This is a genomic window from Paenibacillus sp. JT22N1, from assembly GCF_059692155.1.
On record NZ_JCAUAW010000017.1, the window covers coordinates 139,552 to 163,307 of the forward strand.

Annotated in this window: 19 protein-coding genes; 13 read left to right on the top strand and 6 right to left on the bottom strand. The window is 47.4% G+C overall.

The features are described 5' to 3' along the window. Window positions 1-7: 7 nt before the first annotated feature. The 12 genes from AC58UU_RS28985 to AC58UU_RS29040 all read left to right on the top strand — a co-directional run bounded on the left by AC58UU_RS28985 (window position 8) and on the right by AC58UU_RS29040 (window position 14,691). Window positions 8-775, top strand: coding sequence for an SDR family NAD(P)-dependent oxidoreductase (locus AC58UU_RS28985; protein ID WP_497320734.1), 768 nt, complete (start codon window positions 8-10; stop codon window positions 773-775). After that, entirely contained in the window at window positions 772-2,856 is a 2,085-nt protein-coding gene (locus tag AC58UU_RS28990; protein ID WP_497320736.1) for a heparinase II/III domain-containing protein, read from the top strand. Before AC58UU_RS28985 ends, AC58UU_RS28990 begins: the two co-directional genes overlap by 4 nt. A gap of 40 nt (window positions 2,857-2,896) precedes the next feature. Next, entirely contained in the window at window positions 2,897-5,200 is a 2,304-nt protein-coding gene (locus AC58UU_RS28995) for a DUF4962 domain-containing protein (protein WP_497320737.1), read from the top strand. A gap of 1,197 nt (window positions 5,201-6,397) precedes the next feature. Further along, on the top strand, window positions 6,398-7,750 hold the full coding sequence (locus tag AC58UU_RS29000; RefSeq protein WP_497320739.1) for an extracellular solute-binding protein: 1,353 nt from the start codon (window positions 6,398-6,400) through the stop codon (window positions 7,748-7,750). A 94-nt stretch (window positions 7,751-7,844) separates the two neighbouring features. Further along, window positions 7,845-8,735 carry a carbohydrate ABC transporter permease gene (locus tag AC58UU_RS29005; protein ID WP_497320740.1) on the top strand — a complete coding sequence of 297 codons (891 nt, stop codon included), beginning with the start codon at window positions 7,845-7,847 and terminating at the stop codon, window positions 8,733-8,735. Window positions 8,736-8,752: 17 nt separating this feature from the next. Then, window positions 8,753-9,634: a carbohydrate ABC transporter permease gene (locus AC58UU_RS29010; protein WP_497320741.1), complete on the top strand. Its 882-nt coding sequence runs from the start codon at window positions 8,753-8,755 to the stop codon at window positions 9,632-9,634. Window positions 9,635-9,718: 84 nt separating this feature from the next. Further along, on the top strand, window positions 9,719-11,566 hold the full coding sequence (locus AC58UU_RS29015; protein ID WP_497320743.1) for a sensor histidine kinase: 1,848 nt from the start codon (window positions 9,719-9,721) through the stop codon (window positions 11,564-11,566). Window positions 11,567-11,569: 3 nt separating this feature from the next. Then, window positions 11,570-12,766, top strand: a complete 1,197-nt coding sequence (locus AC58UU_RS29020) for a response regulator (RefSeq protein WP_497320745.1) — start codon at window positions 11,570-11,572, stop codon at window positions 12,764-12,766. Between the two features lie 172 nt (window positions 12,767-12,938). Beyond that, a complete protein-coding gene (locus AC58UU_RS29025) occupies window positions 12,939-13,478 on the top strand; it encodes a C40 family peptidase (protein WP_497320746.1) in 540 nt (179 codons plus the stop codon). Window positions 13,479-13,687: 209 nt separating this feature from the next. After that, window positions 13,688-14,089, top strand: coding sequence for a pyrophosphohydrolase domain-containing protein (locus AC58UU_RS29030; RefSeq protein WP_497320747.1), 402 nt, complete (start codon window positions 13,688-13,690; stop codon window positions 14,087-14,089). A 13-nt stretch (window positions 14,090-14,102) separates the two neighbouring features. Next, a complete protein-coding gene (locus AC58UU_RS29035; protein WP_171643602.1) occupies window positions 14,103-14,315 on the top strand; it encodes a helix-turn-helix domain-containing protein in 213 nt (70 codons plus the stop codon). 175 nt (window positions 14,316-14,490) lie between these two features. Beyond that, entirely contained in the window at window positions 14,491-14,691 is a 201-nt protein-coding gene (locus AC58UU_RS29040) for a cold-shock protein (protein ID WP_028555213.1), read from the top strand. A 135-nt stretch (window positions 14,692-14,826) separates the two neighbouring features. Here the strand turns inward: AC58UU_RS29040 and AC58UU_RS29045 are convergent, their stop codons facing one another. The 6 genes from AC58UU_RS29045 to AC58UU_RS29070 all read right to left on the bottom strand — a co-directional run bounded on the left by AC58UU_RS29045 (window position 14,827) and on the right by AC58UU_RS29070 (window position 22,508). Beyond that, complete coding sequence (locus AC58UU_RS29045; protein ID WP_497320749.1) at window positions 14,827-16,143, bottom strand: ABC transporter substrate-binding protein; 1,317 nt, start codon at window positions 16,141-16,143, stop codon at window positions 14,827-14,829. Between the two features lie 134 nt (window positions 16,144-16,277). Further along, entirely contained in the window at window positions 16,278-17,894 is a 1,617-nt protein-coding gene (locus tag AC58UU_RS29050; protein WP_497320750.1) for a response regulator, read from the bottom strand. After that, window positions 17,872-19,632, bottom strand: coding sequence for a cache domain-containing sensor histidine kinase (locus AC58UU_RS29055; RefSeq protein ID WP_497320752.1), 1,761 nt, complete (start codon window positions 19,630-19,632; stop codon window positions 17,872-17,874). Before AC58UU_RS29055 ends, AC58UU_RS29050 begins: the two co-directional genes overlap by 23 nt. Before the next feature lie 79 nt (window positions 19,633-19,711). Further along, window positions 19,712-20,563, bottom strand: a complete 852-nt coding sequence (locus AC58UU_RS29060) for a carbohydrate ABC transporter permease (RefSeq protein WP_171643598.1) — start codon at window positions 20,561-20,563, stop codon at window positions 19,712-19,714. Then, window positions 20,560-21,522 (bottom strand): carbohydrate ABC transporter permease, encoded by a 963-nt coding sequence (locus tag AC58UU_RS29065; protein ID WP_497320754.1) that lies wholly within the window; start codon window positions 21,520-21,522, stop codon window positions 20,560-20,562. The genes AC58UU_RS29060 and AC58UU_RS29065 overlap by 4 nt, the downstream gene beginning before the upstream one ends. 194 nt (window positions 21,523-21,716) lie before the next feature. Further along, the gene (locus tag AC58UU_RS29070; protein WP_497320779.1) at window positions 21,717-22,508 is read right to left on the bottom strand and encodes a putative protein N(5)-glutamine methyltransferase; all 792 of its coding nucleotides are present in this window, start codon (window positions 22,506-22,508) and stop codon (window positions 21,717-21,719) included. Window positions 22,509-22,786: 278 nt separating this feature from the next. Between AC58UU_RS29070 and AC58UU_RS29075 the strand changes: the two genes are divergently transcribed. Next, window positions 22,787-23,725, top strand: a complete 939-nt coding sequence (locus tag AC58UU_RS29075; RefSeq protein ID WP_497320756.1) for a lysylphosphatidylglycerol synthase transmembrane domain-containing protein — start codon at window positions 22,787-22,789, stop codon at window positions 23,723-23,725. Window positions 23,726-23,756 lie beyond the last annotated feature (31 nt).

Consider the following 23,756-nt stretch of genomic DNA (forward strand, 5'->3'; position numbering starts at 1 on the left):
AATTTATATGAACATCGATTTGACGGGGAAAATTGCACTGGTGACAGGATCTAATGCGGGGATTGGTCGCGCAATTGCATTAGCGTTGGCTAGCAATGGGGCGAAGGTTGGTGTGAACTGTTTGAATAACGTTGCACAAGGTCAGGAAGTTGTAGCAGCCATTCAAGCGGCAGGCGGCGAGGCCGTATTGGTACAGGCGGATGTTACGAATTTGGAGCAAATCGACAGACTCGTTAGTGAAGTTGAGCAAGCTTTGGGTGGGACGATTGATATTCTCGTGAACAATGCAGGCCATCTCATTCAGCGTGTGGCGAATTCTGAAATGTTTGAAGAGATGTACAACCGTATTATGGATGTAAATTTAAAGAGTGCCGTGTTCATGTCCAAAAGAGTGCTTGCCGGCATGAAAGCGAAGGGCTACGGCCGTATCGTGAACATGACATCGGTTGCTGCGCATAATGGAGGCGGACCTGGTTCCAGCATATATGCAGCTAGTAAAGCAGCTGTACAAACGTTCTCCAAGGGATTAGCCAAGGAAGTAGCGGCAAGTGGAATTACCGTCAACAACGTCTCTCCTGGCTTTATCGGCAATACGATGTTCCACGCGACATTCACGACAGACACAGCACGCCAAGCAACAGTGAATGGCATTCCACTGCAGCGTGAAGGAACGCCAGATGATGTAGCAGGCGCCGTGCTTTACCTTGCTTCCGATCTTGCTGCCTACGTAACGGGTGAAACGATCGAAATCAATGGCGGGATGATGATGCGATGAGTACCGCGCTGAGGCTAGGTCTAAAGCTGGAAAAACTGACTTGGGCAGGCCGCACAGCACACATATTGAAAGAGGAAATTGATAGGCTGCAGCAAGCAGGCAGCCTTTCCATTCCTAAGGAACCTGGGGGTTGGTGGCACCAGTATGTCTGTCCACACCATCATACCGAACTGACGTTCGATTCGATGCAGGTGGATGCGTCCGAATTTTTATGTCCGCACGGCTGCATAATTGAGGGCGAAGCTTACCGAGGCGCTTGGCTCGTGTTCAAGCACCAATCACTTGCGCGGGTGGCTTTGCAGTCAGCGGCCGTTTATGCAGCGCTGGGTGAAAAGTCATATGCGCAGATTAGTAAAAGGCTGCTCGTAGAGTACGCAGAGCAGTTTCCGCTCTACCCTGTGCATCCAGAAGCTCAGAGCTGGATGCTGAAGGGGCGTGCTTTTCACCAGGCGCTGACTGAGGCGATCTGGTCCACGACCTTGATTCGCGCTTTCTTGTTATTGCGCGATGAGGGTGTTATTTTCGAGGCGAAGGAGCAGGTGGCGATTGATGCCTTCCTGAGTTTACTCGCAGGGAGTATGGAAGAATACCGGCACATCCTGATTCATGAGCGGAACAATGCGGAGAACAACTACACCGCTTGGCTGAACGCGTCATTATCTTGTGTTTATGCCGCTCGCGGAGAGCAAGCGGCGCTGGAAGCACTTATTGAAGGCCAAGGCGGCTTCAAGCATCACTTATCGATCGGCGTGAAGGCCGACCAGCTGGAGTTCGAGGGAAGCACGTATTACCATGTATTCGTGCTTCGGGCGTACTTAATCTCTGCAGAGATGGCGCAGCGATTCGGTATTGATCTCTACGCCACGACAGGCGCAGATGGTCAATCCATGCGCGGCATGCTCGAGGCGCTGGCCGATCTAGCCGACGACCAGGGCGCGCTGCCCGCCCTGCATGACGGGCCGCTTGCGCGGGACCCTTACGCCCGCGAGATCGCCGAGATCGCTGAGCAGGGGCTCGCGATCTACGGCATCGCCGGGCTCGCGCCGGTCCTGCGCGAAGCGTACCGGCAGCTAGGCGCTGCCGGCGGCGAGCAGCTCGAGGCGCTGCTCTACGGCACTGGCGAGGCCGCTGACCGCGCGCCTGCCCTAGAGCCGCGCGGGTCGCGGCTCTGGCCGGCCGCCGGCTTCGTCATCGGCCGCGCAGCCGGGAACCCGCTGTCGTTCCTCGCCGATTTCGGCGAGCACGGCGGGTCCCACGGCCATTACGATAAGCTGCATCTGACGTTGATGCACACGGACCAAACCCTGACGCCCGATTTCGGGATGGTGCCTTACGGCTCGCCCATGCGGAAATCGTGGTTTGCCGAAACCGCCAGCCACAACACCGTGTCGCTGGATGGCCGATCCCAGGCGCCGCATGAAGGGCGCTGCGTCCGCTATGAGGCCAACGATTCGACCGTGTACGCTTGGCTGCAGTCAACAGAAGCCTATGAAGGATGTACGTTGAATCGCCATCTGCTGCTTACTGGCGAGTGGCTGCTGGATTGGTTCCAAGTCGAACTCGCAGGCGAAGAGCCGAAAAGCATCGAGTGGTGGATGCATCCTGCTGTTCAAACGCATTCGGAGCAGTTGCGTAGCCGAGATGAAGTTTACAAGCTTCTCATTGAGCAGAAGGATGCTGCTTCCGATACGACCACTGTCTCAGTGCAAGATCTGCCGGTCATCGGCCAGTTCGTGCCAAGCGATTCCGTCAAAGCAAGCGGTTCGGCTCAATTACACGTATCTTATGCCCTTGGCTCTGATACTAACGGCTCCGCCGCAACCGTGTTCCACACGGCACTTGTTCAGCCGGGCGATGAGCTTCTCGCTGTACAGACACCAGGCGACTCCGTTGATCCGAGTCAGTCGCTTACAGCGATGCTTCACCGTCGCAATGACCGCAAGGCTGACTTTATTCATGTGTATCGTGCAGGCAGCCGTGCTGAACTTACTCGCGTTTCCGCACAGGAAATCGCCATTACTGTTCCGGGACAATCGAACCGTATTCAATTAACAGCAGATAAAGGCTTGCTTTTTATATAAGACATTTTCAATAGAGAACCCACCCGGGAGGAGAATGGATATGACATCATTGTCGCCATTATACGAACCGCAGAGCGGCGTTTTAACTGTGCAATACGAACCGAATGAGCAGACCGTACTGCTGGAGAACCCACCTCGTTTCACGTGGATTCCTGCACAATTGGAGCATGATCGCTATGTACTGCAAATCTCGCATTCTGAGGCCTTCTCTCAGGCTGACACACAAACGATAAAGCCGATTCCATATAACTTATATACACCGGATGATGCGCTAACCCCGGGTACATATTTCTGGCGGTACGCCCTTCTCCAGGAAGATGGCTCCCAAAGCGTCTGGAGCCTCGTTCGACGCTTCGAGGTGCCAGCCGATTTACCGGAAACTCCGCTGCCTAGCAGAGAACGCCGATACGCGGAAGCATCTTCCCAGCATCCTAGATTATGGCTTCAATCTGCTGAGCTCGATGCCTTCCGCAGTGGACTAGCTGCAGATCCGACCTATTGCGGATTTGATGTCTTCTACGAGAAATCCGTTAAGCCTTGGATCGAGCGTGAGCTGATTTCAGAGCCGCTGCCGTATCCGGGCAATAAGCGTGTAGCTAAGCTATGGCGCCAAATGTACATGGACACCCAAGAAGCACTCTATGCGGTTCGCCATCTCGTGGTGGCCGGAACGATTTTGAATGACGAAACGCTGCTAGATCGCGCGAAAACGTGGCTGCTCCACCTGTGCAGCTGGGACGTGAACGGTACAACAAGCCGTGACTATAACGACGAAGCCTCCTTCCGTATGGCTGGAGCTATCGCTTGGGGCTATGACTGGCTTCATGCCCAGCTAACAGAGGATGAGCGGAAGCGGGTGCGGCAAGTCCTGCTCGCCCGTACGCGTCAAATCGCCCAGCATGTTATCGAGCATTCCAAGATCCATCATGTGCCGTTCGACAGTCATGCGGTGCGTTCGCTATCCAGTGTTTTGGTCCCGTGCTGCATCGCGCTCTTGAATGAGGAGCCGGAAGTTCGTGAATGGCTTGATTATACCCTTGAATACTATGCGTGCTTATATTCTCCTTGGGGCGGACCGGACGGAGGCTGGGCGGAAGGTCCGATGTATTGGACGACCGGGATGGCTTTTGTTACGGAAGCGATGAATTTGCTGAAGAAATATACAGGCATTAACTTTTATAAAAGACCATTTTTCGCGAAAACAGGCGATTTCCCGCTATACGCATTCAGTCCGGATACCCTTCGCGCAAGCTTCGGCGACCAATCGACCCTTGGTGATCCAGTTAGCTTGAAAACTGGCTTTAACATCCGTCAGTTCGCTGGTGTGACTGGTAATGGACTATACCAGTGGTATTTTGAGCGGGTACGTGAGACGGATACCGATTCGGAAATGAAATTTTACAACTATGGTTGGTGGGATTTCCGTTTCGACGAAATGGTCTACCGTCATGATTATCCGCAAGTGGAAGCTATCGCCCCAACAGATGCGAATATCGAGCCGGTCAAATGGTTCCGCGATATCGGCTGGGTGGCATTTCACTCGCAAATGGCCGATCCAGAGCGCCATATCATGCTGCTGACGAAGAGCAGCAAATACGGCTCTGTCAGCCATAGTCATGGCGACCAGAACGGCTTCCTGCTGCATGCTTACGGGGAACCGCTTGCCATTGAAAGCGGTTATTACGTGGCATTCAGCAGCACGATGCACATGAACTGGCGCAGACAGACGCGCTCGACGAACAATATTTTGATTGACGGTTTGGGTCAATATGCCGAGAAGAACAAAGTGCTGAACATGGCAGCAAATGGGTTTGTTGAAGTTGCCGAGCAGCGCAAAGGCTACGGTTATTCCCGTAGTAACGCAACAGCAGCTTACAAGGAGTACGTTCCGAATTTGGAGCGTTACGTACGCGAACTCTACTTCTTCGGCACGTACGTTGTTGTCGTCGACCATATCGACCTGTCGCAGGCAGGCTCTATTGAATGGCTGTTCCAGACGCTTTATGAAATGAAGCTGAACGGGCAGACTTTCAAAGTCCAGGGCCGCAAGGCGGATATGGACGGGCGTTTCGTCTATTGCTCATCCGGTGAGCTGGAGCTGACGCAGCATCAAGGCTTTACGGATGTGGATCCAGCCGAAATCGAGGGACTGCCGCTGCACTGGCATCTCAAAGCAACGACCAAGCCGGCACGCAGCCACCGCATTGCTACACTCCTTGTGCCGATCAAGCACGGCGAGCCGAAATACGTGTCCTATTTCATGGATGATCAAGGCTTCGACACGCATATCTATTTTACCGAAGACGGTGTAACACACAGAGTCGAGGTTCCGAAGGCTTACTAGTCTTTACAAGCTGCACTCATCATTTATCTTTAAAGATCAATCTCTTACTCGTTGGACTAGCGAGAGAGGTTGATCTTTTTTACTGTATAGGAAGCTATTATTAAAAATAGGAATTTGATTGTTATTGTAAGGGTACTTATAGGCTTTGGGAATGTGAAAACATATCGATCAGCCGGAAGGGAAGATGGCTTTTGTTTTTTTGTGGAGTGAGCGGATTAGGAGAGGCTAAGTTGGGTGTTGGTATGGGTTCGGAAGAGGGGGAGATTTGAGAAGTAACTGGAGGATTTGAAATTGAAGATATAGTTGAAAATAATTGGAGATAGGAGATAGGAGATAGGAGATAGGAGATAGGAGATAGGAGATAGGAGATAGGAGATAGGAGATAGGAGATAGGAGATAGGAGATAGGAGATAGGAGATAGGAGATTGGAGATAGGAGATTGGAGATAGGGAAAGGAAATAGGAAATAGGAAATAAGAGATAAGGCATAAGAAATAAAATATAGGAGATGAGAAGTGAGAGGCTAGGGTGAGGGAGGTGTGAAGTGAGAAGTGTGAGAAGTGATGGGTGATAGACGATAGATAAGAGGTTCTGAGCTCGAAATTTCGTTTAACTTATGCTGGTTTAGGATGCCGAATGAAATAATCGAGGGTTCGAAATTGTAACAAAATGCTTTGACATTAGATGAATCCTCTCATTTTGTGGTAATAAAGGGATCTAATAGTAAAGTCTGATGTCTGCAAGTTGTACAGCGTACAACATTATTCTGGATATCATCGCCTTAAACTAGAAATGTTGTACTTTGTACAACAACTTTGCCGCATTTCACCCCAAATGGACTCTCTTAGGCGAAACTGTTGTATTTTCTGCAACATTTGCCTCTAAAAGGCGGTTTAACCTGATTATTGTTGTACAAAATACAACTTGATCGCTTCCGTCCTTCCACATGTAACTCCAGCAGTCGCTCCCACCTATCACTTCCAGCAATCACTCCACTTGCCGCTCCAATCTTCACTCCCCCCCAGCAACTTCGCCTCATTATTCCGACAATCTCCCCCCAGCACCTCCCCATACTCCACTTCCAACATAAACCTATAAAAATCAAACATCATGCCTATAGTTCCCACATTGTAAGGGTTACCGTTTCCGAGCGATAATAAGGACATCAAGAACAACCAACAAACGAGGGGGATTCACATTGGTAACTAAATATAAAGCACTAAGCGTCGTTGCAGCTAGCTTTCTAGCTATCAGCTTAACAGCTTGCGGTGCAGGTGGAAGCACGAGCGGCAGCACAACAGATACGAACACAAGCACGGCACCGGCTGCGACAGCACAAGCTAAAAAGCAGGAGAACATTACGATCACGTTCCAGAATATATATCCGGATCCAACCGATCCAAAGAACGGCATGTTGAAGAAAATCGTTAACGATTACCAAACGAAAAATCCGACCATCAAGATCGAGCTTGACTCCCTGAACACGGATCAACAAAAGCTGAAGCTCAAAACACAAGCCGCTTCCAAAGAAGTTCCCGACATCACGATCGTGAATCCGGCAGCGCAAATGAAGCCTTTCGTCGATGCTGGCCTGTTCGCGCCACTGAACGACATGGTGGATCAAAACGGATTAAAAGGGACGTTCCAAGAAGGCATTCTGAACTGGTACACGTTTAACAACAATATCTACGCACTACCTGACGGTAACAATATTGCCGTTGTTTACTACAATAAAGATCTATTCAAGCAAGCTGGCGTTGAAGTGCCGAAGACTTTCGAAGAAATGGTTGCAACGGTAAAAACACTCAAAGGTAAAGGCATTCAGCCAATGGCGATCGGTGAAAAAGATTCCTGGACAGGTTCCTTCTTGTTCATGAACGTACTGCTTCGCACAAATGGCGGTCCTGGCTTCCTACAATCTGTTGTTGATGGCAAAAAGACGTTCGCTGATCCGGCATTCACAGAAGCAGTAAGCAGCTTCCAAGACCTGGTTCAAGCTGGCGCATTCCAAGAGGGCGCAACATCTTTTGACTACAACGCAGGCGAAAACTTGTTCAAAACCGGCAAAGCCGCTATGTACTTCATGGGCAGCTGGGCAACGGGCGGAATCGAAACATCTTCCGTTAATGGTAAAGTTGGCGTGTTTAAATTCCCTACGGTTAAAGGTAAAGGGAACCCAGACGAGTTCATGCTTGCTCCAGGAAGCGCGTTCGCTATATCTGCAAACAGCAAACACTTGAAAGAAACCAAAGATTTCTTGAACTACTTCATGCTGAACTTCCCTAAAGAAGCTTTCGCTGTAAAAGGCGCTGTAGGTATCGCACAAAAAGTAGATGGCGACTTCAAAGCCGCTGGTTACTCCGATATGGCGATGGAAGTGCTTGGTTTGTTCAAACAAGTAAAAGGTGGCGATCTTGCGTTCGACAATACGATGAACCCAGGAACAGCGCAAGGACACTTAACAAGTATCCAAAACCTTTTCGTACAGAAGAAAGATCCTGCTGAAGTAGGTAAAGAACACCAAACCGCTTACGAAACGAATAAAAAATAAGATGAATTAGCAGCCGAATCGGAATTTATCTTGAGCGCCGCAAAGGGCTGAAGGTGAATTCCGATTGGTATATGCCAGAAAGGAGGCGAGCCAAGTGAATGTGTTAAGAGTCTCCAAGTGGACAATTGCCATGTTTGTATTACCGTGTTTGCTGATCTATGTTAGTCTCGTTTTCGTCCCGATTCTCGTGTCTCTTTACAGTGGATTGCTGGATTGGAACGGAATTGGCGAGTCAACATTCGTCGGTTTCAAAAATTTTCAAACGCTGCTTTTCGCAGACCCTGTATTCTGGCCGTCTGTTCGCCGTACATTGATGTTTGCTGTGTTTTCCATGGCCGAAATTCCGGTCGCTTTAGGTGTAGCTATTCTCCTGAACCGATTTATTAAAAAACCTAATTTTCTCGTTTCGAGTTACTTTTTACCTGTTATTTTATCCGTCGTTATCATCGGTCAATTGTGGAAAACCATTTATAACCCCGCCGCGATGGGGGGCATGCTCAATCAAGTGCTCGATATGTTGAATTTACATGGTTGGACGAGATCGTGGCTGACAGATCCTAAGATTGCAATGTATTCTCTCTATTTTGTAGCCCTATGGCAGTACTTGGGTTACCATACGCTGATCCAGTTTACCGGTATTCAGAACATCCCTGCTGATATTTATGAGGCAGCCCGGATTGACGGAGCCGAGGGGCTTAAAGCCGACTGGCACATTACTTTCCCTATGAATATTCCGATTTTTAAAATATCGATCGTCCTCGCCTTCATTGGCTCGCTGCAAGCGTTCGACATGGTCATGGTCATGACCGCAGGGGGACCGGCACACGCGACAGACGTGATTTCCACGCATATGTACAACATGTCCTTCCTCTCCATGAAATATGGGTACGGAAGCGCGATTGCGGCTTTCTTGGTCGGCATGTGTTTGATCGCAACGGTTATTATTAATGCGGTATTCAACCGACTAGAGAGAAGATTTTCATGAAGGAGGGGAGTGTTACCATGCAGACCGCACGGGAAATAGCTTCGGCTAAGCCTGCAACCATTCGGAGACGCAAACGCCTCTCTATCGTCAAAATCATCGTGATCGCCTTTCTTTCTCTACTTGTGGTTACGCAAGTATATCCGCTGCTTTGGCTGGCCATTTACTCATTAAAAAGCAATGAAGAAATCCTGTCGGGCCAATTTTTTGCTCTCCCTCATACGCTTCAATGGAAGAATTTTACCGATGCGATCAAGGCGGGACACTATTTTCAATATTTGAAAAACAGCTTATTCGTCACTTCGGTTACGATGGCGAGCGTCCTGCTACTCAGTTCCCTTACCTCGTTCGCAATCGCCCGATTCCGGTGGAAATACGGTCAGGTCGTGATGGTCATCTTCCTCATCGGAATGATGGTTCCGCTGCAGGCAACGCTATTGCCGCTCATGATTATTTTCAAAAATCTACACGCACTGAACACGCATATTTCGATCATTCTACCTTATATAGCGTTCCAGACGCCGATTGCGGTCTTTATCCTCAGTGGATTTATGAAATCCATTCCGAGTGAGATTGAGGAATCCGCCGTCATGGATGGCGCGGGGGTTTTCCGGATCTTCCGTAGTATCATCTTACCGATTTCCATTCCTCCAATGATGACAGTCTGTATTTTAACTTTCATTAGTATCTGGAACGAATACATTCTCGCGGCGACTTTCATCTCGTCCGAGCGGCTCAAGACGCTTCCTTTCGGTGTCAACAGTTTCGTCAGTCAATATTCGGTTAATTACGGAGCAATCGGTGCCTTCCTTGTACTGGGCGCGCTGCCGGTCATTCTCATCTATTTCTTGTTAGCTGATAAAATTACAAAAGGTATGGTAGCGGGAGCGGTGAAGGGTTAATTTCACCCCTCTCTTTTTGCTGTTTCTTGGGATGCCTATGATAAAATAGGAAGTAGCGTATAACGAAAGGGGACCGACAACGAAGTGACACGAGGCATACACTCCATTCATAACCGGCTATTTCTACTATTTATCTCCTGTATGTTAGTCCTCGTTCTCCTGGGAAGCGTGCTCTATTATAAGAAGACGACGGATATTATCCATAGCAAAATTAGTGATTTGGCGGAGAAAAATATTTCTCAAACGGTAGGTTTATTTGATTTGCTGCTGCAAGGCTATGACAGTATTACGAAATCCCTGAACAGCAATTTTGAGCTGCTCAGATTAATCCAAGATCGCGACACCAATAAGGATGAAGCTATTAGCATTATTAATGAGCGCACGATTACCAATATCTTAGGGGCTATCTATTACTCGCGCGATGATATTGTCGGAATTCATGTGATTACGAATGCCGGCAAAAACTATAATTACGAACGAGGATTCCATAGTGTTATGGACACGAACTATCCATCCTCGGAGTGGTACCGGAAGCTGCAGGACTCCTCGGGAGAAATGGTATGGCTTGGGCTTTTCCAAGGCTCTGTCATCAATCAGTTTCAGAAGGATCCGTTATTCATATTCGGGCGCAAGCTGTATGATTTAACCGACCATCGGGTGATAGGCGTTATGCTCATTGAAACGAATCCGCAGCCGATTCTTGCCGCTCTTTCGAACGTTACCATCAGCCCGAACAGTCAAGTGTACATTGTTGACCGGGAAGATCGGATGATCGCTTCTACTGCGGAAGAGAAGGTCATTCCGCCTTCTTTCAGCGGGCTTTCGCGTCCTCAAGCGAATGAGATCATCGTTGATGATCGAACGGATCATCTCCTCGTCGCCGCGAAAGCGAAGATGTCCGATTGGACCGTGCTTGGTTTGACTCCAAAAGAGGATATCAACGCCGAGGTTGTGAGGACTAGAGAGTATTTATACCTCGTTATTATTGCACTGGTCATTCTATCGACGGTCCTGGCGAGCATTATTTCCCGCAACATCGCATCACCGCTCAAGCTTCTCATCCGCGAGATGAAGCAAGTGGAGATGGGGAATTTCAAAGGATCGGTGACGGTGAAGTCGTTTGAGGAAATTAATTCGTTGGTTTCATCGTTTAACCGAATGGTGAATCGGATGGATGAGCTTATCGAACGCATTACACTCTCTTCCATGAGTGAGAAGAATGCGGAGCTGCAGGCGCTTCAATCGCAGGTTAACCCTCATTTCCTCTACAACACCTTGGATATGATTTATTGGATGCTGGATGAGCGGGAGAACGATCGATTGGGCAAGGTGATCTTAGCCCTGTCCCATATGTTTCGATACAGCAGCGACTGGCAGGAAGCGTCTAAGACGACGCTGCGGCAGGAGCTGGATCAAATGCGGCATTATATCACGATAATTGAAAGCCGTTTAGAGGGTAGGGTTAGCACAGACATACAAATTGATCCCGATTATCTGGATGTCATCCTCCCGAAAATGACCTTGCAGCCGATCATCGAGAATGCCGTTAAATATGGGCTGGAGCCATCCCGTGAGCCGGGTAATCTCCGTGTATTTACGGAGGTTCATGAGCAAGAGCTTCATATCATTATTAAGGATAACGGGGTAGGCATCCAAGAGAGCACCCTAGAGGAAATGCAGGAGCTGCTGCGCGCGGATACAACGCAGGTAAGTGGTATGGTGGCTTCGATGAAAATGGAGCAGCCTATAGCGCCAAGCCCTGTTCAAGCGGCAAGTCCTTCAGTGATAACGAGACGGGGCATTGGACTCACCAATGTTCACCGCCGCATAGCGTTAATGTTCGGAGATGCCTACGGGCTCCGTATTCATAGTAAGCAAGGGGAAGGAACAACGGTCATCATCGCGATGCCGCTTCCTCGGAAAGGAATGTAAACCATGGACATTCTCATCGTAGATGATGAAACAGTCATACGAGAGGGCATTCAGCGTACGCTGCAGAATCGTTTCCCCGAGCATCGGGTTCATCTGGCCGCGAATGCGGAGCAAGCCGTCACGCTGCTGCGCAGCCATCCGATTCATATCGTTCTCACGGATATTCTGATGCCGGGCATGACCGGTCTAGAGCTTATGAATATGTCTCGAAGCCGCCACACCCATGTGAAATGGGTTGTCATTTCGGCCTATTCGGAGTTTGCCTACGCCCAGGAGGCAGTGCGGTTAGGGGCGAAGGACTATTTGCTTAAGCCGATCGGCAAAGAGGTTTTGATTGAAATGATCAGCAAGCTTAGCGAAGAAGTTACGCGTGATACGGAGCTGATCGAAGAGGCTGAACTGCTGAAGGCCAACCGCAAATACTTGCAGGAAGCCGTTTTCCAGCGCTTTGCGCAGGGTTTGGACACGGGCCGCATCGATATGGGGCCCTTCATGGAGCAGCACCCTTATTTTCATCTCATCATGGTTAAAATGGAGACGGATAAGCCTGTCTTCCTCGAAAATTTTATTATCGAGAACGTCCTGCTTGAGCTTATCGAGCGCTACGGCAAGGGCTTCGTGACGGTGCACGACAGCAAAAGCCTGCTAGGACTAGTTACGCTGCCGGAAGGTGGCAGTCTGACCCTGCTGGTGGATGAGCTGCGTAGCCATCTCGTGAAGTACCTGAAGGTGCCTTTCCAGATGATGAGCTCCGAGCTGATCGACTGCTTCCAGGCAGTGCCGGCAGAAGTACAGCGCATGAGGCAAGCGTCTACGACGCAGGTCTACGAGCACCATGCCAGCGGCAGCGATCGCTCCATAGAAGTTGCCCTGCAATATATCCGTACGCACTACCATGCCGATCTATCGCTAGAGAAGGTCGCTTCGATCGTTTACCTAAACTCTGTCTACTTCAGCCAGCTTTTTAAGCAGAAGACGGGTCAAGGCTTCAAGGAGTACGTTATTCACCTGCGATTGGAGCAGGCGAAGCAGCTGCTGCTGAATCCCAAGCTCAAGCTCGCTGACGTGGCCGAACGTATCGGGTACCATGACATGCGGCATTTCTCGCAAGTTTTCCGCAAAAAGTACGGCGTAACCCCGTCGGAATATCGCCAGGAGAACGCAGGTGATAAACCGGATAAATATGTGTCAAGGGAATGATTTTCATCAAATTCTCATGAAATTCTAAGAATGTCGGATAATGCTAGGCGTGGCTTGACTTTCTCCCTTTTCAGGTAAATGCTGGATGATCGTGGTGTGGTAAGGTGGAATCAGGGTCAAACAAGCCCATCACAACACGATCCATGAAGGAGGAAGTCCAATCAAGCTATTAGTGAAAAACAACCGCCTTAGCAAATCGTTAGTGGGGATAAGCCTAAGCCTTTCCTTGTTAACTTCAGGAACGATGTTCCTTAGTCCGCAGTCTGCTCATGCAGCCGTCGAAGCAGGCAGCTCTATAGATGCTCTTGACGCAACAAGTACATCGATAGGTGCGACGCGAGCAGATAACATTATCCGTACAGCCAAGTCCTATGTCGGCAAAGTGAGATATCGTTTCGGTGTCCGCGACATCCAACATTTAAAATTAGACTGTTCCGCGTTCACACAGCTCGTTTTCAAAAAAAATGGCATCACGATCCCTTGGGGATCGAGCGCACAAGCAAAAGTAGGAACTCCCGTTAAGTATAAATCGCAATTAAGAAAAGGCGATCTCATTCTGTTTAGCGTGAGCAAACCAGGCCGAATAAATCACGTTGGCATCTATATAGGGAATGGTAAATTCATTAGCAACACGACAAGCTCCGGTGTAGTTATAAGTGATTTAAACAAGGGATACTGGAAAGATAGATTCATAAAAGGTCGTCGTTTATAAAATTGGACAAGCTGCGCGCGTTTGCGCGGCCTGTTAGCCTCTCTCCGCGCTTAAGCCTCAATCTACCTCCTCAAGCTCTCACTCGATCTCCTTTCATGGTGAAGCCTCACTATCGATAGGATCAATCGAGTTAGGGCTTTTTGTTGACCGAGGGCACTTTTAAATGGTATATAAAAGAAAACCGTTTGCAAGGGAGCAGAAGAATCGCAATGACCTTAAAAAAAGCATTTGATGATGTTAAAAAGTTTCATGAAACGTTTGAGCATCCAGTAGGCACATCCCCACAGCGCCTTTCCGATAGCCGCAAAGCGGCTCGTCTAGCTTGGATGGAAGAAGAACTCCAGGAGTTTAAAGAAGCAGCCACACTGGAAGATGAAGTGGATGCAATGATCGATGAGCTATATTTTGTCCTTGGTACGTTGGTTGAAATGGGCGTGGAGCCTGGACCGATTTTTGATATTGTTCAGCATGCAAATATGTCCAAGGTATGGCCCGATGGACAAGTTCATAAAAATGAGACCGGCAAGACCATCAAGCCCCCCCATTGGCAGGACCCATTCGACAAAATTAAAGCTGAAATTCGCAGACAGCAAGGCAACCAAAATGGCTGAGGAGGGCGCAACATTGGCGTTTCACACGAAATTAAAAGAGCTCAGACAGCAGCAGAATCTAACTCTCCGAAAGCTCGGCGAGAAGGCAGGAATCAGCTATTCCATCCTTAATTCTATCGAAAATGGTCGAATCGAGCCGTCGAAAGATGTCGCATTAGCACTAGCTATTGCCTTGAAATTAGAGGACAGGGAAGAGTTCTTATCTTTAGCAAGAAATCCCTTCTAGGGATAATTGCATTACACGATATTGTGTGGTAAAGTAATGTTAAGTCTTAAAGATTCACCCTGAATTGCGTATTGCAAAGGGTTATCATTAAGTTAATGAAACCTTTTCCAATGTGTAATTTTTTTGTTCGAAACAAGAAAAAAGACATGTTAATAAAACTTTGGAGGTATTACCCATGGCAGTAGGAACAGTAAAATGGTTTAACGCAGAAAAAGGATTTGGCTTTATCGAAGTTGAAGGCGGCAACGATGTATTCGTACATTTCTCCGCAATCACTGGCGAAGGTTTCAAATCTTTGGACGAAGGCCAACGCGTTGAGTTCAACGTAGTTCAAGGCAACCGCGGACCACAAGCTGAGAACGTTGTAAAACTGTAAGCTTAGCTTGCACAAATAGCATTCTCGAAGAACGGCCTCTTAACATTACGTTGAGGGTCGTTCTTTTTTGCGTTCTGCTCCAAAGGCAGCAAAACCAAAAATAAAGAGCCTCTAAAGAGGCTCTCCATTCACGGATTATTGATAATCTTTTGCCTTTTTCACAAGCTCCTCATAGGCAGCTTCTGGCGTTATTTTGCCGAACATCACTTTTTCACCGATACTCTTATAATCTTTAGCTGTATAATTACTCCAACCTTTAGCCCCAGCATTGAAGGGTTGAGCGTCAGGAGCAACAGTTTTAATAAGTTCAATTTGCAATTTATCTGCGGGAGTTAACTTAGGTGTTAGGTATTCAAGCATTTTCTTGGAAACCGGCACACCTCTTGTAGTTGTTAGAATGTCAGCAGCTTCGCTATCATTCACGAACCAATCGATGAATTTCTTGGATTCTTCCGCATACTTGGAATCAGCACTTACTGACCAGAACATAGAAGGCTTCAGCCAACCACTGGACTTTGTTCCTTTAGGCTGAGAAACAAGTGAGTAAGCCCCTGGCTTTACACCCTCGTACCCTGGGAATAGCGCAGCGAAAGTACGTTTCATCAATACGCTGTCATTGTTCATTAAATCGAGCTTAGCATCAGACTCTTTGTCTGTGCTAGCGATTTCTGCGGGAGGAATAACTCCGGCTGTTCGCAGCTCAGCATATTTCTTAACAAAGGTCAGCCATGTATCTTTATCGAAGTTAAATTTGCCGTCCTCGGTGATCGGGTAGCCTTTACCCTGACTAATTTGATAGGCGGAATACGTGGTGTAATCGGATGTTGCATCCATCAACACATATTTGTCTTTATCAAGCTTAGCTTTAGCATCTTTACCAAATTGGAAGTATTCATCCCATGTCCAGCCGTTTTTGGGAGGTGTAATCCCTAGTTTATCGACGGCATTCTTATTGTAGATCATGCCAGTTGCATTATTGCCTAGCGCGATGGCATAAAGCTTATCTTTAAATTTGCCTGAATCCACGAGCGATTTGTCGATATCTTCAGTGCGAATGCCTTTGGATAAGTCAGCCAGCTGGTTTCTGCCTGCATACTCGGCTAGCCATGCTGGATCCATTTGGATAATGTCCGGAGCATTTTTGGCTGCAGCTTGAGTAGCTAGCTTATCCGCGTAGCCATCAAACCCAGAAAATTCTGGCTCAAAGGTCACGTTCGGATGTTTCTTTGTATACGCATCTAGTGCTTTTAATGTAGCGTCGTGCCTTGCCTGTGAACCCCACCATACAATGCGAAGCTTAACGGGCTGGGAGGTTGTAGCCGCGGGTGCTGCAGTTGCAGCAGGGCTGCTTCCCGCAGTACTTGGTGTATTTCCGGAACCACATGCACTTAGGGACAGCGCTATCATGGCAGTCATCGAGAGCATGCTCCATTTTCTCATCTGCACTTTCATTGAAAATCCCCTTTCACTACCTCATTATCTTTACAATTTAATTATAGGACAACTGAAAAGAAGAAAAAGGAGAGTAATGAACACACTTCTTTCACTATTGATCACAATATGGCGACGAATAGGTACATTCCCGGTTATAACCCACTCTTACTTACTTCACTCGGGCTAATTCCATTATATTTTTTGAAAATAGAGCTGAAATAAGGGACGTTTTTATAGCCAACTTTTTCGGATATCTCATAAATCAGATATTTGCCTTCGGCTAGAAGGGCTTGCGCCTTCTTCATCCGTACTTGTATGACGTAGTTCGTGAACGTTTCACCGGTCGCTTTCTTGAATATTTGATTCAAATAATTGCGAGACAAGTAAAGCTGCTTCGACATATCTTCCAAGCTGATCTCTTCGGCATAGTGATCATGCGCATATTGAATCATGAAATCAACAGCTTCTTTATGTTTGGAATTCTCGTTCCAATGGCGGCTCGTTGCAATAATATGAATTTTGCCCCGCAGCCATTGCTGCAATTGCTCTGGTGTTTGGATTTGAATAATTTCCGGCTGCAGCTTCATTTCTGGAAACAGTTCATCGAGCACAATACCTACGCTGTATAAGGAGTAAGCAAATATGGTCCACAGCTCTGTACATAAATACTGCAAGTAAGCCGGGGTTATGGTTGACATGGTTTGCAGACGGTTGATATAAGCTTCCACAATCTGTGCAGCAGTTTCTTCCTTGGAATAGACAATCGCTTCCGCAAGCTCTTGATAAAACTTAATTGGACGAATAGCAAGTTCCTTCTCTGATGGAACCGTAGATGGATGTTCTCGTGCAAGCGGCGGGATGATGGTCATTTGTAATAAATCTAGAAAGGCCTCCTCGGTGGAATCCGATATTTCCTGCCATGATTCCTTCATCTGGCCTAACCCTAGACGAATCGTTAGACGTAGATAAGTAAGGACACAGTCCGTGATACGCTCGCCAATCAATTGTATCCTACGCATAACGTCATCTATTACACTCGAACGCTCCATATGAAACATAATCGCGGCATGATGGCTGTGAAGCTCAATGAAGTCAGACTCAGGCCAATCTTCAGCTAAGATTTCTCTAATAATATTGGCTAATGCAAAACGAAATAAATTCCAATCGATTAGCGATAGGTTAGCCGTGCGAACAGTGCTCATCAGCTCTATACCCATCACAAGATGGTTTCTTTGCAGCCAGTAGGCTTGTTCAGATAGCAGAATGCTTTCCGCGGCAATCGATTCATTAAAGGTGCCGGTAATGACCGACTTGAGCCATTCTTGCTGCACAAAGGGCTCATACATCATCAGTCTTCTTTTGACTTCTTCTTGCTCTATTTTTTTCAGTTCTTTCGATTCCAGTTCTTTAATGACTTTGGCTAGCACAGCCCCCAGTTCTTCAATGGTTACGGGCTTGGACAAGTAGTCACTAACCTGCAGCCGCAAAGCCTGCCGTGCATACTGGAAATCGGCGTAACCGCTAAGGATAATCAGTTCACCGGGAAAGTTATTCTCTCGGAGCTTCTCGATCATTTCCAGGCCGTTCATCACAGGCATGTAAATATCCGTAATCACGATATCCGGCTGAGTTTGTCGGACCATCTCTAGACCTTCGGCGCCATCACTGGCTTCACCAACTAATTCTGCGTCAATGGACTCCCAAGGAATCGCCTTCTTCATACCTTCCAACACTTGAAAGTCGTCATCAATAATGAGTATTTTCCACATGATACCTCTCCTCGACTTCTTCTTTATTTTGGATTTGCGGCAATAGAATGGTGACTTCGGTGCCCCTGCCTTCAGAGCTTGTAATATGGACCCCATAAGGAGGCCCGAAATAAGCCTCAATTCGTTCTTTCACATTTCGTAATCCATAACCGCCTGTTTTCCTTGCCTTAGGTTGATCCCAATCGGGTCGCAGCCCAACGCCATCATCCCAAACTTGAAATTGGATGTCTTGCCCTAGCAGCTGCACATTTACTCGGATTTCTCCTTTCTTTCGCCCATGAAAACCGTGGATGATCGCATTTTCGATAAAAGGCTGCAGGGTAAGTCGCGGTATATAGAGATCTTTGGCTTTTTCATCGACGGAGATGGTGAATGCCAAGCGATCGCCCCAACGAATCTGCTGAATTTGTAAATAACATTCGACATGCGTCATCTCGTCTGCGATGGGAATCAATGTCTCACCATTGGATAGGCCGATGCGAAACATTTTACCCATTAAGGAAAGGATCTTACTGATTTTAGTTTGGCCGGAATCAATAGCTAGCCAATTTAATTGATCCAATGTGTTGTACAGAAAATGGGGATTGATCATGGCCTGCAGCGCCTTAATTTCGGCTTCGCGTTGGCGCTTGTGTTGAGCTTTCAATGATGTTAAAAGTTCCTCAATCCGTTCCATTTGTTTACGATAGCCGTTAAATAAATTTCCAAACTCATTGGTATAATCCGAAGGCAAGTCCGAAACAAGACCCCGGTCGGGAAGCTTATTCATAAAAGCAACCAAAAGTCGAATGGGGTTGGTGAATTGTCTGGATATAAAGAAAGTGAAAAAGGAAGCGATAAAAATCGCGGATAGACCTACAGTTAGAAGAATAAGCGCTAATCGAATACTGCCATGGACAATGTTCTTCCACGGTGTCACCTCAACCAGTGTCCAGTTCGAGGGGGATTTACTCCAAACGAGTAAGGATTCATTTTGTTGTTTCGCTTTTAAATGAACACTTCCGGACTTCTCCTTAATCAACCTAATCTTCTCCAGCTCACTCTTTTGTAAGTTGGGATCACCGATTGCAGCAATGGTTCTGCCGCCATCGTAAACTAACAGTCTGCTTCTTCCCTCCGTTTCACCTCGAATCAAATTCTGGATCTCAGATGATTTCACATTGAGCAAGAGCAAGCCGTAATAGATACCTGAGTTATTGTAAAGCTTTCTTGCAAAGCTAGTAACCGATAGCGAGCCTTTATTGGTTTGAATAGTCCGTTCTTTTACCCAGGCAAAATCATTATTTTGGATGTCCGAAAACCAATCCTCATCCTTCACCCTCTTTAAGTCATAGACGCGAATTGGCCCCTGCGCATCTGTCACAAACGGGCGTTCGATATATAAATAAATGGATTGCACCATTGTCGTGCTGTAGGTAATGCTGGCAAGTAGATTAGCCAAATCTTCCTTACGCTTTTTTAGCTCAAATAAGTCAGTCTCCAAAGGATCATATCCGATAATATCGATATTTCTGGAGGCTGCGAGAGACATTTGCTCAATAGAGTTCAACTGAGTGACCAAGCGCTTATTCAATTCATTTAACAGATCCTGCTGATAATTGGCGGTATTGTCAGCTAACTCGCGTGAAGTTAGGCTGTAGCTGATCCAGGAGGAAATGAGCAGCAGCACGGCAATGAACGCGGCGAAGCTTCCAAAGAACAAGCGGCCGATTCGAACGCGCTTGAATAAGTTAAACACAGCAGCTCCTCCTCATTTACTTCCATAAAAGTGGAAAAAAGGCTGCAGGAAGCGCAACCTTTTTCATTATTATATTATTCTATCCTTTCACTGCACCTGAAGCAATGCCATCAACAAAATGGCGCTGCGCCATAAAAAAGAGAATCAGTGATGGAATAATAGAAACGAGCGACATGGCAAGTAATTGTCCCCACGGAAGCGCTGATTGGCTGTCGACGAACAGCTTCAAAGCAAGACCGACGGTGTATTTGCTCACCGAATTGATATACAGCAAGTGTCCGAAGAAATCGTCCCAATTCCAAAGGAAACAATAAATGGCGACCGTTACAAGTGCGGGCTTCGTTAATGGCAGTACAATTCGTAGGTAAATGCCGAACCAGCTGCAGCCGTCCATTTTGGCCGATTCATCCAGCTCCCGCGGAATCCCGCGAATAAACTGTACCAACAGGAAGATGAAGAAGGGTCCTCCGATACCGCCTGCTAGTGCATGTGGAACATAGAAAGGCAGATACGTATTGACCCAACCCCAAGTATTAAACATGATGTACTGGGGAACCAGTGTCACTTGACTTGGCAGCATCAGGGTGACCATCAGAATGGAAAACCAGAAATTTTTTAGCGGAAAATCCAATCGAGCGAAACCAAAAGCCACCAAGCTGCAGGAAATGATAGACGTTACAAGAACACCTGCAATCAGTTCAAAGGTATTCAGATAAAAATGAGTAAAGGTAAACTTAGGAATGGCGACCCAACCTTGGCTGAAGTTACTCCATAACCATTCCGTAGGAAAGAAACTGGGCGAGCTCATCTCCGCATTCGATTTAAAGGCAGCTCCCACCCACCATAACATGGGATATATCATGACTAGACTAAACAGTGCTAATAAGAAATGCGTTCGAAAAGTCCGTGCGCCAATTAGCTGGTTTCTCATTTTCTTCTCCCTCCTTCTGTTTCATAGAACACCCAGTAACGGGATGAGGCGAAAATTAAAGCTGTTACGATCGCAATCACCACTAGGAGTATCCATGCCAGAGCGGAAGCATAACCCATTTCATATCTTGAAAAAGCGCGATCATATAGGTATAAAGCGTACATATAGGTGGAGTTAATCGGTCCGCCTTTCGTAATGATGAAGGCTTGGGTAAACATTTGAAAGGAACCGATTGTCTGCAGCACGAGATTAAATAACAGAACAGGCGACAGCATTGGTAAGGTAATACTGAAAAACTGTCTGACTTTAGATGCCCCATCCACGGAAGAAGCCTCGTATAACTCGGCAGGTATTTGTTTTAATCCGGCTAGGAAAATAACCATCGAAGAACCAAACTGCCAAGCAACCAGAATAATTAAGGTGCCTAGTGCCGTATTGGGATTGCTAATCCAACTGATTCCATCAATACCGAAATAACTTAAAAATCGATTGATAAAACCGTTAATACCGAAAATATTTTGCCAGAGAATAGCTACAGCTATGCTGCTCCCTATTAGTGAAGGCAAATAGATGAACGTTCGATAAACAGAAATCCCTTTTATTTTCTTGTTGAGCACCATCGCAACCATTAAGGCGCTGAAGAGTTTGATGGGCACGGATAAAACGACGAAAAGAATCGTTATTTTCAATGATTGACGAAACATTTCATCATCTGCAAAAATGCGCTCATAATTTCTTAAGCCAATCCATTCTGGCGCATCTAACAACGTATATTTCGTGAAAGAGTAATACATCGACTGAATCATCGGCCATAAGGTTAACAGCAGAAATCCAAGTAACCACGGGGAAATAAATAGATACCCAGCTATGGGCGATTCCCAGCGTCCTTTCAGGGTGAATGCTGTTGTTATTTTGCGTGAAGAAAGCTTTTGGGGAGCCATGCTAGTTTCAGGCTTCATCGGGATAAACCGCCTTTCATTTCAATAACACCTTTATATTTAGTATAAAAGGTATTGCCCACCCGAAAAATGAGAGTAATGAACACAATTCATTCACAATCGAACAAATCTATAAACAAAAACCCAGTCAAAACACCAAAATAAAGTGTTAGACTGGGTTTTTATTTACTACTGGCTGCTCTGCCAAGCAAGGTTCACCTCTCGTTTGCGGACAGGCCGGGCCTGGTTCCTATTACGACTGTGGCGTCCAGTTCGTCTAATCTGGCCACCTGCGGGATCAGCCCATTACTAGCGAAAATTTTGGCTGTCTGCGACGCCTGCCGCTGGCTAGTCTCGACCAGAAGATGGCCACCCGGTGCCAGCCAGATTGGCGCTGCAGCCGCCACCCGGCGCTGGACGTTATGACCATCTGCGCCCCCGTCGAGCGCCACCAACGATTCGTGAATTCGGGCCTCTGGAGGCAGCAGCCTGATCGCTTCGGTGGGGACGTAGGGTGCGTTGGCGACCAAAATGTCGACGCGGCCTCGAAGTATGGCGGGCAGCGGCTCGTAGAGGTCGCCTTCATATACGTGACCACTGGCGGAAGTGACGTTGCGGCGGGCACACCGTACTGCGGCTGGGTCGATGTCGGTGGCGTACAACTCGATCCGTTCTAAGGCGGCAGCCAGTGCTGTGCCCACCGCGCCCGAGCCGCAGCACAGATCGACCACTACGGCTCCTGACTGTGCGAGGGCTGCGGCCTGACGAACGAGAAACTCTGTGCGGTGGCGAGGTACGAAGACTCCTGGATCCACGGCTATTTTTAGTCCGCAAAACTCCGCCCATCCGATGACGTGTTCGAGAGGCAAACCGGCGACTCGACGATCCACCATGGTGATGAGATCGTCCGACGTCCGGGCTGCCGAGGCGAGTAACCGGGCTTCCTCTTCGGCGAAAACACAACCAGCTGCTCGAAGCCTGCTGACATAGATTGTTTCATTAATAATTTAGCTTCACTCTCTTTCGAATAAATCCATCATGTCTCCTAATAAGCATGATAACAAAATATATAAGGACACTGCGGATAAAGAATCGCTATAGTCATTCTGTCCGCTCGTCAGTCTTGCTCTGCGTGATTCTTCACCCTCAAGGTGATTTGTTCGTTATCCAAAAGAGTAAGATTAGGTTGACGTAACCCCCTAAACCGCCTATACTGACCATGATAATCATTCTCACACTAAAATAGTTTGAGGTAGCCCTTAACTAAAAGAAGGTCACAACAAATATGCCAACCAAGAAACAAATTTTTCGTTTCATGGCGATCCTTTTGATCGTTTGTTCTATTTTATTAACATGGCAATGGTTCGATTCGAAGGAATGGATCCGCGACGTAGGGCTGCTTTTCCATAAACCGCAATGGTTGGTCTTCATGTTCGTCATCTACCTGCTCTCCTTCCTCTTAAAGGCCGCGGCTTGGCGAATTTACGCAGGACCCGAGGTGCGATTCAGCATCTATTTTCATGCCATTAGCTATAGCTTGCTCGTCAATCATGTACTTCCGGTGAAAGCGGGAGATGGCGTTCGTGCTGGCTTATATATGAAGCATGGGGGAAAATCGTGGGAGGAGGCATTCCATTCCGTTGCAGTTATGCGATTGTTTGATATGCTCGTGCTTGCTGGCATTGGGGGAATCGGCATCGTACGGTTAGGACTACCCTCTTCTTGGATATGGGTGACGGTGCTGGCTGGGGGAACGGTGATTCTCGCAACAGCGCATTACTTGCCTGTGATTCGTAAAATTCCGTTCATAGCGAAGCATTCGGCTTATTTTCATCTAAAAATGCTTTCTGGTAAAGGGATCATCATTATAGGTTTAATTGCTCTAAGCTGGATCCTAGAAGCTGGTGTTATCTTTGCTGTTGCTCGCATGATCGGCTTGCAGCTAGGGACAATCTCGCTCGTTTGGGCGAATAGTATGACGATTGCTGGACAAATTTTTCATATTACCCCAGGTGGGATAGGTACCTATGAGAGTACAATGAGCGGGTCACTTGTCTTGCTGGGTGTGGATGGTAAGGATGCTTATAGAGCGGCGCTTGTGTCGCATACATTTAAATTTCTGTTTGCCTATACGTTAGGGGCGTATTCACTTGTGCGAATGCCCTTACGTTGGCGCGAGATGAAAACCTGGATTGGGCGGCTTACGAGTCACAAAAAACCATAATTGAATGGCAACGCACGGAAGGATGATTAAC

What these genes read in the sequence shown, in the direction of transcription:
- AC58UU_RS28985 (WP_497320734.1), top strand. Translation starts at nt 8, where the DNA reads ATGAACATCGATTTGACGGGGAAAATTGCACTGGTGACAGGATCTAAT.
- AC58UU_RS29050 (WP_497320750.1), bottom strand. Translation starts at nt 17,894, where the DNA reads ATGTGGAAAATACTCATTATTGATGACGACTTTCAAGTGTTGGAAGGT.
- AC58UU_RS29010 (WP_497320741.1), top strand. Translation starts at nt 8,753, where the DNA reads ATGCAGACCGCACGGGAAATAGCTTCGGCTAAGCCTGCAACCATTCGG.
- AC58UU_RS29075 (WP_497320756.1), top strand. Translation starts at nt 22,787, where the DNA reads ATGCCAACCAAGAAACAAATTTTTCGTTTCATGGCGATCCTTTTGATC.
- AC58UU_RS29060 (WP_171643598.1), bottom strand. Translation starts at nt 20,563, where the DNA reads ATGAGAAACCAGCTAATTGGCGCACGGACTTTTCGAACGCATTTCTTA.
- AC58UU_RS29045 (WP_497320749.1), bottom strand. Translation starts at nt 16,143, where the DNA reads ATGAAAGTGCAGATGAGAAAATGGAGCATGCTCTCGATGACTGCCATG.
- AC58UU_RS28995 (WP_497320737.1), top strand. Translation starts at nt 2,897, where the DNA reads ATGACATCATTGTCGCCATTATACGAACCGCAGAGCGGCGTTTTAACT.
- AC58UU_RS29065 (WP_497320754.1), bottom strand. Translation starts at nt 21,522, where the DNA reads ATGAAGCCTGAAACTAGCATGGCTCCCCAAAAGCTTTCTTCACGCAAA.
- AC58UU_RS28990 (WP_497320736.1), top strand. Translation starts at nt 772, where the DNA reads ATGAGTACCGCGCTGAGGCTAGGTCTAAAGCTGGAAAAACTGACTTGG.
- AC58UU_RS29030 (WP_497320747.1), top strand. Translation starts at nt 13,688, where the DNA reads ATGACCTTAAAAAAAGCATTTGATGATGTTAAAAAGTTTCATGAAACG.
- AC58UU_RS29040 (WP_028555213.1), top strand. Translation starts at nt 14,491, where the DNA reads ATGGCAGTAGGAACAGTAAAATGGTTTAACGCAGAAAAAGGATTTGGC.
- AC58UU_RS29020 (WP_497320745.1), top strand. Translation starts at nt 11,570, where the DNA reads ATGGACATTCTCATCGTAGATGATGAAACAGTCATACGAGAGGGCATT.